The 12,877-nt window shown below is 67.8% G+C and carries 14 protein-coding genes; 13 read left to right on the top strand and 1 reads right to left on the bottom strand.

The window, feature by feature from the left end:
• Positions 1–67: 67 nt before the first annotated feature.
• From K8612_RS16740 to K8612_RS16700, 10 genes are all read left to right on the top strand, one after another.
• On the top strand, positions 68–337 hold the full coding sequence (locus K8612_RS16740; protein ID WP_223763008.1) for a hypothetical protein: 270 nt from the start codon (positions 68–70) through the stop codon (positions 335–337).
• Complete coding sequence (locus tag K8612_RS16735; protein ID WP_223763007.1) at positions 334–837, top strand: DUF1643 domain-containing protein; 504 nt, start codon at positions 334–336, stop codon at positions 835–837. The genes K8612_RS16740 and K8612_RS16735 overlap by 4 nt, the downstream gene beginning before the upstream one ends.
• Entirely contained in the window at positions 834–980 is a 147-nt protein-coding gene (locus K8612_RS16730; RefSeq protein WP_223763006.1) for a hypothetical protein, read from the top strand. Before K8612_RS16735 ends, K8612_RS16730 begins: the two co-directional genes overlap by 4 nt.
• A complete protein-coding gene (locus K8612_RS16725; RefSeq protein ID WP_223763005.1) occupies positions 977–2,971 on the top strand; it encodes a DNA cytosine methyltransferase in 1,995 nt (664 codons plus the stop codon). The genes K8612_RS16730 and K8612_RS16725 overlap by 4 nt, the downstream gene beginning before the upstream one ends.
• A complete protein-coding gene (locus K8612_RS16720) occupies positions 2,968–3,351 on the top strand; it encodes a hypothetical protein (RefSeq protein WP_223763004.1) in 384 nt (127 codons plus the stop codon). Before K8612_RS16725 ends, K8612_RS16720 begins: the two co-directional genes overlap by 4 nt.
• A complete protein-coding gene (locus K8612_RS16715) occupies positions 3,348–5,072 on the top strand; it encodes a DEAD/DEAH box helicase (RefSeq protein ID WP_223763003.1) in 1,725 nt (574 codons plus the stop codon). Before K8612_RS16720 ends, K8612_RS16715 begins: the two co-directional genes overlap by 4 nt.
• Complete coding sequence (locus K8612_RS16710) at positions 5,069–5,731, top strand: hypothetical protein (RefSeq protein ID WP_223763002.1); 663 nt, start codon at positions 5,069–5,071, stop codon at positions 5,729–5,731. Before K8612_RS16715 ends, K8612_RS16710 begins: the two co-directional genes overlap by 4 nt.
• Before the next feature lie 256 nt (positions 5,732–5,987).
• On the top strand, positions 5,988–7,307 hold the full coding sequence (locus tag K8612_RS16705; RefSeq protein ID WP_223763001.1) for a hypothetical protein: 1,320 nt from the start codon (positions 5,988–5,990) through the stop codon (positions 7,305–7,307).
• Entirely contained in the window at positions 7,304–7,429 is a 126-nt protein-coding gene (locus K8612_RS38895; RefSeq protein WP_255671753.1) for a hypothetical protein, read from the top strand. Before K8612_RS16705 ends, K8612_RS38895 begins: the two co-directional genes overlap by 4 nt.
• 310 nt (positions 7,430–7,739) lie before the next feature.
• Positions 7,740–9,104 (top strand): helix-turn-helix domain-containing protein, encoded by a 1,365-nt coding sequence (locus K8612_RS16700; protein ID WP_223763000.1) that lies wholly within the window; start codon positions 7,740–7,742, stop codon positions 9,102–9,104.
• Positions 9,105–9,130: 26 nt separating this feature from the next.
• Here the strand turns inward: K8612_RS16700 and K8612_RS16695 are convergent, their stop codons facing one another.
• Complete coding sequence (locus K8612_RS16695; protein WP_223762999.1) at positions 9,131–9,997, bottom strand: hypothetical protein; 867 nt, start codon at positions 9,995–9,997, stop codon at positions 9,131–9,133.
• A 133-nt stretch (positions 9,998–10,130) separates the two neighbouring features.
• On the opposite strand from K8612_RS16695, the gene K8612_RS16690 reads away from it, so the two are divergent.
• The 3 genes from K8612_RS16690 to K8612_RS16680 all read left to right on the top strand — a co-directional run bounded on the left by K8612_RS16690 (position 10,131) and on the right by K8612_RS16680 (position 12,860).
• Positions 10,131–10,658, top strand: coding sequence for a hypothetical protein (locus K8612_RS16690; protein ID WP_223762998.1), 528 nt, complete (start codon positions 10,131–10,133; stop codon positions 10,656–10,658).
• Between the two features lie 265 nt (positions 10,659–10,923).
• Positions 10,924–11,646 carry a hypothetical protein gene (locus K8612_RS16685; protein WP_223762997.1) on the top strand — a complete coding sequence of 241 codons (723 nt, stop codon included), beginning with the start codon at positions 10,924–10,926 and terminating at the stop codon, positions 11,644–11,646.
• Positions 11,646–12,860 carry a helix-turn-helix domain-containing protein gene (locus tag K8612_RS16680; RefSeq protein ID WP_223762996.1) on the top strand — a complete coding sequence of 405 codons (1,215 nt, stop codon included), beginning with the start codon at positions 11,646–11,648 and terminating at the stop codon, positions 12,858–12,860. The genes K8612_RS16685 and K8612_RS16680 overlap by 1 nt, the downstream gene beginning before the upstream one ends.
• The last annotated feature ends 17 nt before the right edge of the window (positions 12,861–12,877 follow it).

Below are 12,877 nucleotides of genomic sequence, written 5' to 3'. Positions count from 1 at the left end.
GCCCCCTATCGGCTCGTGGCTCGCCATTCACAACGGGAAGACGTGGGACCAGGACAACGCCGACGCCATGGCGTCCGAGTTCGGGCTCCACGTGCCGACGGAGGCAGAGCACCCGTCCGGCGCCATCATCGGCGTCGCGCGCGTGGAGGCGATGACGCGCAAGACGGCCTTCCGTCCCAGCCGCTGGTACATGGGAGAGACGGGGCTGTGGCTCACGGACAGGACGCCCATCCAGCCCGTGGCCTGCCGCGGCGCCCAGGGGCTGTGGGTGCTGCCCGGTGAAGTCCTCCGCCAGGTGCGCGCCGCGTGGTCGGTCGCGCAGGGGGCGGCTCGATGAGGCCCCGCTACCTGGATGCCGGCGCCGAACTGAGCGAGTGCGGCCTGTACCGGTACCGCCTCTGGCGCCGCTGGTCTGCGCAGGACGACCGCCGCGTCCTCTTCGTCATGTTGAACCCGTCCGTCGCCGACGGGCAGCAGGATGATCCGACGCTGCGCCGCTACGTGGCCTTCGCGCAGACCTGGGGCTACGGGGCGCTCACGCTCTGCAACCTCTTCGCCTTCCGGGCCACAGACCCGGAGGACCTGATGCCCGCGAAGGACGCGGTCGGCCCGCTCAACGACGCGTCCCTGGAGCGCGCCGCGCGCGAGGCCGCCCTCGTCGTCGGGGCGTGGGGCGCTCACCGGATGGTGCCTCAACGCGCGCCTGCGGTGCTGGCCCTGTTGCGCCGGTACCACCCCGTGCACGCGCTCGCGCTCACCGGCGCTGGCGAGCCCCGCCACCCGCTGTACCTCGCGGGCCACCTGCGGCCGCAGCTCTACCGGGAGGCGCTGTCGTGAGCCACGCGCGCCTCCTTCTGGCCGGCACGTTCGTCGGATACCTCCTCGCCCACGCGGAGCCGCACGTGGGCGCCTTCCTCTTCGCCGTCCTCTCCTTCTTCGCGGCGCTCGGCGCCGTCATCGCAACCCGAGCCCTCCCATGAGCTGCATCACCACCACGCCGCGCATCTTCACCATCGGCTATCCCTTCTGCGGCTCGGGCATCGGCGCCTCGGGCTCGGACGCAGCCATCGCCCAGGTTCTGGGGGCGTCCGCCACCTTCCGGAACCTGGGCGGCATCGACTTCGACGCCGAGGCCTGCGCGGACTTCGAGATGCTTACCGGCGCGCGGGCCCTCTGCGCCGACGTGACGAAGCTCACCCCGCACGCTCTGCGCGCGTTCTGGGGGCCGCGCTCGCCAGACGTCCTGAAGGGTAGCGCGCCGTGCAAGGCCGGCTCCGGCCTCCTTCCTCTGGAGGTCGCGAACACGCCCGCGTACCAGGCCATGAACGAGCTGATGGTCGTGTTCTCGGAGTTGTTTTTCGAGGCCTACCCCGACCCGGAGACGTGGCCGGCACTGGCCGTCTGGGAGAACGTGCCCAGCCTGCTCTCCGCGAAGCGTGCCGCCCGCGCCGTCGACCGGATGCTCAAGACGTGGACGTCCCGCGGCTACCTCTTCGACGTCCGCGTGCACGATCTGGGGAAGGAGGGCGGGCTGCCGCAGAAGCGGCGCCGCCTGGCCATCATCTTCCGGAACCCGAAGCGCTGCCCGGTGCCGGTTGAACTCCCGCCTGAGAAGCCTCTCCGCAGCGTGGGGGATGCCCTCGGCCCGCTGCCCTGGCCGGATGACCCACGCGCCGGGCCCATGCACCGTTCCCCGCGGTTGAGCTGGGCGAACCTCGTCCGGCTCGCCCTCATCGGCATTGACTGGAAGGACGGCCGGGTGCCGAAGTGGGACTGGCGGGACCTACCCCCGCGTGGCCAGGTGGTGCCGTGGCTTCGCGCGCGCGGGCTGTGGTCCGTGGACGTGGACGCCAGCGCGGTGGCCAAGCTCGAGGAACTGCTCGTCGGGGCACCCAGCCAGAAGCGGAACGAGGTGCACCGCCGCCAGCCCGTCCAGCCCTGGGGAGAGGCGTCCCCCACCGTCACAGGCCCTGGTGGCGCGGGGCTGTGCGGCGTCCAGGACGCGCGCCTCGGCGACATCGCGATGCGCACCGACAACCCGGGACGGCACGTCTCGAAGTACGCAGTGCAGCCCTGGACGGAGGCGAGCCGGACCGTCACAGGCGCGCAGCAGGTCGGCAGTGGAGGCCCGTGCGCGGCGGATCCACGCATCCTCGAAGCCATCGCGGAAAAGCGTGCCGGGCGCCCGGGCTTCATGCAGGTGGGCCTGTGGGACGCGCCGAGCGCGACGGTGACGGCGAGGACGGAGGCGACGGCGGGTCAGTCCATGGGGGCGGTCGCTGACCCGCGCCTCCTGGAAGGACTCGCCGAGGGGCGCACGGGCGACAACGCGGCCCGGTGGAAGGGGCGTCCCGGGTACCGGCAGGTGGTTCCCTTCGACGACGCCTCGCCGACAATCAGCGCGCGGACGACGGCGACGAGTGGTCAGGGGCCTGGGTCTGTCGCCGATGACCGGCTGCTGGAGCATCTCGGCTTGGGGTGCGAATGCCGCAATGGCTTCTACGGCGTCCTGCCGTGGGACAGGCCCTCGGGCACCGTGACCGGCAGCCTCCAGGTGGACTGCGGCACCGCGGCGGTGGCGGACCCACGCGGGCTGCCGCCGGAGCGGCCGGTCATCTCGCTGGAACTGGCGCTCCACCTGCTCGCCATCGGATGGGAGGTGCCAAAGGGCTGCCTCGCGCCAGCCATCCTCGCGCCGGATGGCACCTGGCACCGGCCGCTCACCACGCTGGAGCTCGCGCGCCTCCAGACGCTGCCGATGACGTTGAACGGGAGGCCCCTGGTGCTCGCGGGGCGGAGCGACCGCCGCTGGCGCGAGCACATCGGCAACGGCATCCCGCGCGATGCGGCGGAAGCCTGGGGACGGCAGCTGCTGGAGTCCCTACTGCGCTCCTCCCTGGGCGAAGGCTGGCGGCTGTGTGGCAACGGCCAGTGGGTGGCGCCGGAGCTGCACGAGGGGTACGCGGCGTGAGCGCGCCCACGCCCGCCATGACGGCGCTGGAGCAGGCCCGCGCCCTCGTCACCCGCCATCGCTTCCGCTGCGCCGGGGAGGCCCTCCTGCAGGAGGCGCTTGCCCAGGTGCTGACGGAGGCGGACATCCCCTTCCTGCGCGAGGTGCGGCTGGGGGCGGCGGGCCGCATCGACTTCCTGCTGACGGAGGCCCACGTGGGCCTTGAGGTGAAGGTGGACGGGGGCCTGTCCGAGGTCACCCGCCAGCTTCTGCGCTATGCGGAGCGGGAGGACATCCACGCCCTCCTGCTCGTCACGACTCGTTCCCGCCACGACAGCTTGCCGGCCCTCATGCAGGGCAAGCCCGTGCGCGTCGTCGTGCTGAAGGGAGGCCTGCTGTGAAGACATACGGGACGGTGCGCCTGGAGGCGCGGAAGCTGGGCAGCAGGGGAGGGGAGCGGCCCGCGTGGGTGGTGCAGGCGGAGCCCCACGTGGCGCTGCGGCTGAAGCGCGTCTTCGACCGCATCAACAAGGGGGACATCGGCGAAGTCCTCCTGGCGGCCACCGCGGAGACGGCGCGCGAGTTGGAGTGGTTCCTGGAGCGTTTCCCCATGGAGGTGGTGGGGAAGGAGGCCAAGGCCTTCCTCCGGCACGGCGCGCGCGAGCATGCCCGACGCGAGGCACAGGTGGCGGAGTTGCTGGCGACGGAGTACCAGGCGCCGGACTTCGCCATGAATGTCCCGCCCCGCGAGTACCAGCGGAAGGCGGCGGACATGTGGCTGCGCCTGCAGCGCCTGCTGCTGGCGGACGACGTGGGCCTGGGGAAGACGGCCTCCGCGCTGACGGGCTTCACGGACACCCGCACGCTGCCCGCCGTGGTGGTGACGCTGACGCACCTGCCCCGGCAGTGGCAGCGCGAGCTGGCGCGCTTCCTCCCGCGCCTGCGCGTGCACGTGGCGAAGCGCGCGACGCCGGAGGACGTCACCCGCGGGCGCGGCGGGCGGAAGCTGCCGTGGCCGGACGTCCTCATCCTCAACTACCACAAGCTGTCGGGCTGGGCGGACACGCTGGCCAGCGCGGGCGTGCGCTCCATCGTCTTCGACGAGTGCCAGGAGCTGCGGCGCGGGCCCGAGTCGGACAAGTACCGGGCCGCCCACTACCTGGCGGAGCGCACCCCCTTCGTCATCGGCCTGTCCGCCACCCCCATTTACAACTACGGCGGGGAGATGTTTCACGTCCTCGACGCCCTCAAGCCCGGCGTCCTGGGCACGCGCGAGGAGTTCAGCCGGGAGTGGTGCACCGGCGTGGACGACAAGCTCAACTTCAAGGACCCACGCTCCTTCGGTACGTACCTGCGCGACGCGGGCCTCATGCTGCGCCGCACGCGGCAGGACGTCGGGCGGGAGCTGCCGTCCCTCTCGCGCGACGTGCACACCGTGGAGTCGGACACGCGGGTGCTCGACGAGGTGCAGGACAAGGCCGCGGAGCTCGCCCGCATCATCCTCGCGCAGGGTGGGGTGAAGCCCGAGGAGCGGCTCCACGCGTCCGGGGAGCTGTCCTGGCGCCTGCGGCAGGCCACCGGCATCGCGAAGGCGCCCTTCGTCGCGGAGTTCGTCCGCATGCTGGTGGAGAACGGCGAGCGGGTACTGCTCTACGGCTGGCACCACGAGGTGTACAGCATCTGGCGCGAGCGGCTCGCGGAGTACTCCCCGGCCATCTTCACCGGCCAGGAGAGCCCCGCGCAGAAGGAGGAGCAGGCGAAGCGCTTCAAGGACGGGCAGACGCCCATCCTCATCATGTCGCTGCGCGCGGGCGCGGGCCTCGACGGACTCCAGCACTGCTGCCGCACGGTGGTGTTCGGCGAGCTGGACTGGAGCCCCGGCGTGCATGAGCAGGCGTGCGGCCGCGTCCACCGTGACGGCCAGCCGGACCCCGTCATGGCCTACTTCCTGGTGTCCGACTCCGGCTCGGACCCAGTGGTGGCGGATGTCCTCGGCATCAAGCGCAACCAGATGGAGGGCATCCGCGATCCGCAGGCCAGCCTCATGGAGCGGCTGGAGACGGACGAAGGCCGCGTCCGGAAGCTGGCCGAGGCCTTCCTGAAGAATCGGAGGGCGGCATGAGCCCCTGCGCTGCCCCCATGCGCGTCCCCATCTACGGCGTGACCGCGCCCCAGCCATGGGCCTGGGCTGTCCAGGTCCGCAATGCGCCGGTGCTCAACCTCCACCGAGCCCCGCCGGCGGACGTGCTGGGCGCCTACGTCGCGGTGTGCGCCGCAGCGGAGTACGTGCCGGAGCTGGCCGAGTGGATGGCCTCCTGGCACGGGCCGGGCGTCGCGGCCCCGCGCGCGGGCGACGTGCCCACCAGCGCGGTGGTGGCGGTGGCGCGCGTTGCAGCGGTTTCGCTATGGCCGGACGGCGAGCGGCAGTCGCGCTGGTACGTGGGCCCGGCGGGCATGTGGCTCGAGGACGTGGTCGCGCTGCAGGAGCCCGTGGCCTGTGAGCCTGGTCCCGCTGACACGCTGTGGGAGGTGCCCGGACAGGTGCTGGCGCGGGTTCGGTTGGGCTTCGGGGCGCTCGTCGGGGCGGACAAGGCGCGCTGGGACGCCTACGAGGCCCGCGCCGCGCGCGCCGGGGGGCGCGAGGCCGCGTCACTGAAGGACCGCGTCCTCCGAATGTGCGCCTGCCGGAGGGCGATGACGAAGTGCTCCACGTGCCGGACCTGGCGCTGCACCGCGCCTGGGTGCCCGCCGCACACCTGCACCATGGGGGTGTCGCCTTGAGTCGCTGCCGCCTGCCCACCGTCCGCTGCGAGGACTGTGGCGCCTCCCGCATGGCCGCCGTCACCGCCGCGGGCTTGCCCGCGCCCCATGCACCGCGCGTCGCCTCGGAGTCAGTTCGCGCGAAGCACCCCAGCGCCTGGCCCACCTGCCGCCACGGTGTCGCCGCGCTGGCCGACTGCGTGGACCGGCCTGTCTCGCCCGCGTGCTGCCCCTCTCCGGAGGCGTCGCCCCTTCTTCCCGTGCAGGACCCCACACCATGAGCATCTGCCCCACGCCTCCTGCTCGCCCTCGCCGTCGGCCCGTCCCGCCCCCACCTCCGGAGATCGGGGAGGGCGAGCCGGTGCCCCCGGGCATGGTGCGCCTGCTGTCCGGCCAGCTCGTCAGCGAGGAGGAGGCGGCCCAGGTGATTCCCGGCGAACTCCCGCCCGAGGCGCGCTGGCCCGGAGAGGCCTCGCCCGCACCGGAGGCCCACGCGCCCACCTACCGTCGCGAGCCTCCGGGGGCGTGCTGTGCACACACCTTCGACCCAGAGGCGCTGCACGATGAACTGGACGCGCTGCGCGCCCAGGCGGCCCAACTGCGCGAGGACCTGGCGCGCAGCGAGGGCCGTGCGGAGGGGCTCGCGCACGCCATCGCGCTGCTGGCCCCGTCCCTCGCCGTCCCCGCGCCTGTCCCCGGCGCGTCCCGTCCCGCTGTCCCCATGGTTGTCCCCCCTGTCCCCGGGGACATGTCCCCTTTGTCCCCGGGGACAGACGGGGACATGAAGGGGGGGAGGGGGGAAGCAGCAGCAACAGCGACGAAAGACGAAAAGCGTAGGGAATACGAGAAGTTGAAGAAGCAGAAGCAGCGACAGAAGAAGCGTGCTGCTGCTGAAAGCGCGCGCGACGTGTCCCCTGTCCCCTGTCCTCCTGTCCCCGGGGACATGTCCCCTGTCCCCCTGTCCCGCGCCGGAGGGGACACGTCCCCGGCAGCCCCTATCCCGGGGGCCTCCATCGTCCGCAAGGCTCGGCCGAAGTGGATGGAGGACGACGCGCCGAGCCCGGACAAGGTGTTCTTCGCGTGGACTCAGGAGGAGCGCTGCCGGCGCTTCGGCCGCGCCATCCCCGAAGCACCCCCTCCGGGCTGGGCCACCTGGTACTCGGACTCGCTGGCCGCCGTCGGAGGCGACGAAGGGCGCCTGCGAGCGGCCTGGCTCGCGTGGCTGGAGGACACCTGGGGGCAGTCTCGCCAGCCGGTGTGCGCCGCCCGGGCCTTCATCGGCGCGGAGGTGTGGCGCCGGCACGTCCCGGGGCAGGGCGGGGCCGAGCTGGGCAGCGTGGGTCCTGCGCAGATGCCCCCCGCCGAGGCCCGTCGCCGCGCGCAGATGAGCGTCGGCCGCGGTGAGGAGCCGAGCGCCCCGTGCGCCACCGGGTGCGGGACGGCGTCCTCCCTGGTGGTGTGGGGGCACTCGCTGTGCCGGGTCTGCGCGGCGTGGCTGGAGACGGACGTGCCGCGCCTCACGACGGACAGCGTCTCCCGCTGGGTGGAGTCTCGTGCATGCGGAGCGCTCCCCGCCGCCCTGGAGGCGAGTCCATGACGTCCTTCCGGAAGCACCCCGACCTGGACAAGGCGCTGTCCCGCGAGCGGGAGCGCGTGGAGGAACTCTCGCGCGCGTCCGCCGCCTCGCCGAGTCCCTGGACAGGTACGGCGCCCACCTGAGCAGCTGTCGCGCACCCACCCATGTACGTGCTTCAGGCGGGTGGCAAAGCTCCAAGCCTGTCGCGCGGCGGCGAAGAACTGTGGACGAGGAAGGGGAGGGCGCGATGAGCTGAGCGCCGTTCTACACTCGGCCGGCCCCGCCGGCTGGTCACGTAGGCGGCCGAGTAGTGCTCAGAATCCGCGTCACAGAAGGGCGTTGGTCTGAACGGGCAGTGCAGCACAGTGTCGTCTCAAGCTCAGCGCGGCGGTATGAATGTAGGTATTGCAGTGCGCGTATCTGTGTTTAAGAGCCGTCCTTGCGGAGGACTTCATGCAGCATGTCAACGAAGAAGAAGTTGCAAGACAGTTGCTCGCGCAAATCGCGACCCGTGGTCGAGAGCCAGTCGGAGCGCTCTTTTCATTTGTTCTGCGGCATACGGGCAAAGGCACGATTCCCATTGAGGGGAGAATTGTCTTTTCGGACGAGCGAGTCGAGAGTCGCGCCATAGTCAAAAATCAGAAAATGACGCTTGTGGAGGAGTGGGTTGAAGGGGCTGAGGCGGCCGTCGATAGGGTTCGCAGCATTATTGCGGGAAGCGGAACGGTCGACTCAGTCGGCATCGTTTGCTTGGGCGCCAGTACCTACACGGAGACTACGGGTAAGTTTCGCCACAGTGTTACTGGTTGGCGTGAATGGCAGTTTGTGACAAGGCTGCCTCGGGTCGAGGGATACGGCGAGGCTGATCTTCCTGGTGAACCCATTTTGTCAAAAGGAAATCCGCCATACTTGACGGGCGCTCATGCCGTCTGGGAGTGGATCCATAGGAGTGTGGATAGCTGGAAGAAGGATGCTACGCACGCCTCGTATGAATTGATAACAGTCCTGCCTGACTCGAGAGTTAGGCTGAGCCGTGTTGTGTGGCGCGGAGAGACGCTTGAGATAGACGTTGATGTTCGCGTTACTGAGCAAGGATACGAAGTGCAGGTTTTTTATGGGGGTGGAAAGTCGAGACGTCACGACATCAGAGAGGCGCAATCAGGAATGCTGGTTCTTGATGTCCCGAACGACGTGGAGACGATTGAGACGTTCGTTGTGGATCGAGCTGGCGAAATGCTGGTTCGTCATAGTCTGCATAGAAATGTCGATCACATTCCCACTCCTGGAGCAGATGTTGCTGAGCCCAGCGAGGAAAGTCAGATTGCAGCTGAGCTTCGTGATGGAGAGAACGAGAAGGTCGAGTACAAGCCGTTTGTTGACTCGAAGGACTCTCAAAAAGAAGCCGAGCTTGTGAAGACTGTTGTCGCCTTCTCCAATGCCGGTGGTGGGCGGCTGTATATTGGCGTCGAGGATAGCGGGCAACTGCAGGGGTTTGGTGAACTCAAAAAGATTTCTAAGCGATCTGATGATGCGGTGGAGCCACACATCAAATCGATGGCGGATAGGGTTGATCAGCTGATTCGAGATGGCGTCAAGCCCCTGCCGAAATTCAAGGTGAAATCTCGCAGTAGAGATGGAAGCCCATTCTTGGTTGTCGAGGTTGAGCGTGGCGATCAACCTCCGTATGCCACGAAGAACAATGACTATTTTGTTCGCCATGGGTCCAGCAGTATGCGCCCAGACCCAAGCGAGCTTAGGCGTTTGGTGCGCGGTGAGTATGCTGGTTTCGATGTCTTGCCACTTCTGGGGTTTAGGTGAGTGAATAAGCTTGGCTGGGTAAGCCATTAGCCACTTGCGAGTGTCATCACCCAGCCACGAGGAGCACCTTCAGCGGAGCGGAAAATGCTCCCGTCATGCCAAAGGACAATGACGTTTAACGCCAACAAGATACGTTCGCGCATGATGCTGAGCGGTCTATCCACCACGACGCAGAGCTCATCCTCGGGGGCTCCGTGGACGTGGCGGTACTCCAAGAGCTGGGCAAGGGCGGAGCGCGTCTGGTGCAGTTCGTTTCCTTCCGCTAGCGTCTTGGCCTCGAAAATGACGCGTCGGCCTTCGTTAGGACTGCGCGCCCAGAGATCGACGGCGGCCGGAATCTCCTCGATATCCGTCCAGCCTGCCGCTTCCAGTGACCGGTGGAGCTCCACCAGTAGTGCGTAGTGCCCGTGCGTCGCCTTTTCGCGCAGGGCGAGCGTGTCCTCTGGTGAAGCGTGACTGGTGCCCGGGATGAAGTCTGCCGGCGGACGACTCGAGTCGAAAGGGCGAGGCCTTCGCTTGAGCGGTGGCTGCGCCGCGTTCCGAACTTCGCCTCCTACAGGGAAAGTGGGAGGCGGGGCCGGCTTCGACTTTGAATGCGGGAGTGGGTCCGAGCCGTGCTGCACAGTGAAGCCGAGCGCTTTGAGCTGCGTTAAAACGGTGACGAACCCACCGCTGAATTCCGAGGACCAAAGCGGTCCTTGCGGCGGGTACTGGTAGCCATGGGCCACTCCGACGATGGCCTTCGAGTCGTACTTCTTGCCGTTGTGGACAAGAAAGTAGGAGCGGGCTTCTCCGAAGCCGTACGCCCGGAGGAAAGCCTCGCGGCCGAGGGCATCGAATTCGGCGATGGCCTTGAGAACAGCATCAGAGTCGGTGAGATCCTTGAGCGCCATCGCGCTCAGCCTATCGAACTCTGCTGGTGCTCGTATCCCCGCGAGGAGTTCAGGAAATCGTCCACGAGACCCGGGACTCTAAAGCTCGCGGGTAGGCGCTCTCAGCCCTTCTCCGTGTCCAGGAGGAACGTCGATGAGCTGCATCCGCTTCGAGGTGCCGGTGGAGACAGTCAACACCTCCAACCGGCGCGAGCACCACATGCAGCGTCACCGCCGCGCGAAGGGGCAGCGTGATGCCACCCACCTGCTGTGGCCGGGCTGGAGTGGCCCCGCCCTCCTGGTGGTGCGTCTGACGCGCGTGTCCCCGAGGACGCTCGACAGTGGGGACAACCTCCCCATCGCGATGAAGAGCATTCGCGACGAGGTGGCCCGGCAGCTGTGCTTGGACGACGCCTCGCCATTAGTGCGTTGGGTGTACGCCCAGGCTCAGGGCGAGCCCTCGGTGCTGGTGGAGCTCTCCTGGGGGGACGATCCACTCGCCGCGGCTGTGCGCGCCCAGGACGCGCTGGCCCCACCCCCACCTCCGGTGTCGCCCGAGGCCGCCGCTCCCCGCGCGCCCAGGGCACAGAAGCCGAAGGCCCCGAAGAAGGCTTCGTCCCGGCCGTTGCGTGGGCTCGCGGCCCTGGCCACGCCGGCCAGCTACCCAGGGAGGAAGCCGTGACGTGCCGCGTGCCGGAGCAGCCCCTGCTGCCGCTAGACGCCCCTGAGCCCCGGAAGCGCCGCCAGGCCGAGGAGGGCGTGCCCCTGCGCGGGCGTGGGTGTGAGGACGCTCGGGAGGCTCACCGACACGGGTGAAGTCCGTACTTTGCTTGTGTTGTATGACATTGGATTACACTAAGGGGCGGCCTCGTGCTTATTGATGGCGTTTTCGGTCGTCTTGTGCGTATAGATGGCCGACCACTACCCTGACACCGAGAGGCGTACGGATGCGCCAACCGCAGCCTGCCCAGTCCACGAGCCACCACGCCGTCTTCCAGAAGTACGTCCCGGAGGCGTTTATCGACGCGTGGCTCAACACCATCGCTGCGGTCAACCGCAGGCTCGCGCGTGAGTGCAGTGACCGCTACTCAGCCGAGAGTGCACGAGACGTCCTGCCCCAAATGCGACGTGGCGAGGTGGAGGACAAGTTCTTCGAGTTGGTAGGGCGCTTCGGCGGCGTTGCCACTCGCGCCTACAACAAGACGAACAGCTCGTGTCATGTGGAAGGCGTCTTCGGTGACGGTCGGGTACTGGTGGTCGAGAACTATGCGCGTGACGAAAGTGTGGGTCCGCGGTTGACGGGCTACGTACAAGAGCACGCGGCAGAGCTCCGGCAGATGTACCTGGGCCTGAGCATGTTCTCGAAAGAGATCGAGGCGACAAAGGCGCTTTCCGTCGCCCCCTCTCCGGAGATGAGCATCTTCGCTCAGCTGGTGTACGGGCCCACGGCGCGCAGCGCACGAGGCACTGGCATCCCCGGGTTCGCACGCGTGCTGTTCCCGTCTGCCGAGAAGGGGTTTTCCCGTGCCCGACCGCTGGTTCTCAACAACAGATTGATCGCGCTCCTTAACAAGACGCGTTCTGCTCAGGAGACCATCCACGACGACCTGCTGCTCGCCCCTCGCGCGCTGCCGAAGCTGGGCGAAGCGGACGGAACGCAGGGGGACTGATGCTTCTCGGGACTCCCGGATTTGTTCCCAGCCGATTGGTCGAGGCGCGCGAGGCACGGGGCCTTACGCAACTCGCACTGGCCGACCAAGCAAACCTCAGCCGCAGCACCGTGAGTGCCTACGAACTCGGTGACGCAACGCCGAGTCCTGCTGTTCTAGATCGCATCGCAACTTGCCTCGGTGTACCCGTCCGCCTCTTCCTGCGCCCACAGACCGCGCCAGGGCCAGGCGCTACGTTCCTTCGTGCTCCGCGCAGCGTCTCACCTGCCCTAAGCGCTCGTGCCGAGAGCTGGGCGAAGTGGGCAGGTGACGCGCTCTTTGACCTGAGCGACGCGGTAACTCTGCCGCCGGTGGACTTCCCCGATTTCAACATCGAGGACCCAGCGTCACTGACCGGAGACCGAATCGAGGAGCTAGCTGTTGCTGCGAGGCGCTACTGGAAGCTGGGCGACGGTCCTATCAGCAACGTGGTCTGGCTGCTTGAGAACAAAGGAGCGGTGGTGGCTCGATGCGAGCTTGGCGAGCCACGTTTGGATGGACTGAGTCATTGGCGCGGCTCTCGGCCAACTGTGCTTCTCGCATCTGACCGGAACTCCGGTGCCCGCTCTCGCTTCGATGCAGCCCACGAGTTGGGGCACCTCTTGCTGCATCGGCATGTCGCTCCAGCACGTCTGCGGTCCTCCTCAGAGTGGCGAATGCTGGAGGATCAAGCCCACCGCTTCGCCGGCTCCTTTCTTTTTCCGCGCTCAGCATTCTTGGACGAAGTCATCCTGGTTGACCTCGACAGTCTGCAGCCTTTGAAGCTGCGCTGGAAAGCCTCCATCAAGATGATGATCAAACGTGCGGCTACGCTGGGGATCATCAGTCCTGAGCGCGAGCGGCAACTGATGATCAACTACAACCGGCGAGGCTACAAAACGAACGAACCGCATGAGCGCGATGTGGCGGTAGAGTTGCCGCGCCTCCTTATGCGAGCAACAGAGATGGTGGTGGATGCGCACGGTCCTTCAGCCGTGCAGGATCGACTGCCTTACGCTCCTCACGACGTTGAGCGACTGACTCGGTTGCCACCTGCCTTCTTTGAAGGAAAGACTGGACTGGTTCTGTCGTTGCGCATTCCAGAGACAGTCGCCCAGGTAGTGGCGCCCGGGCCGCCCCAGGGTGACCTGCTGGGCGAAGTTGTGCCCTTTGCGCCGCGACGGCCATCCCGCTAGGTAGAACTCCGACCAAA

Origin of the sequence: Corallococcus sp. AS-1-6 (assembly GCF_020037015.1) — a bacterium.
Classification (GTDB): domain Bacteria; phylum Myxococcota; class Myxococcia; order Myxococcales; family Myxococcaceae; genus Corallococcus.
Note: the sequence above shows the minus strand (reverse complement) of the source record. Positions and strands in the feature narration are given on the sequence as shown.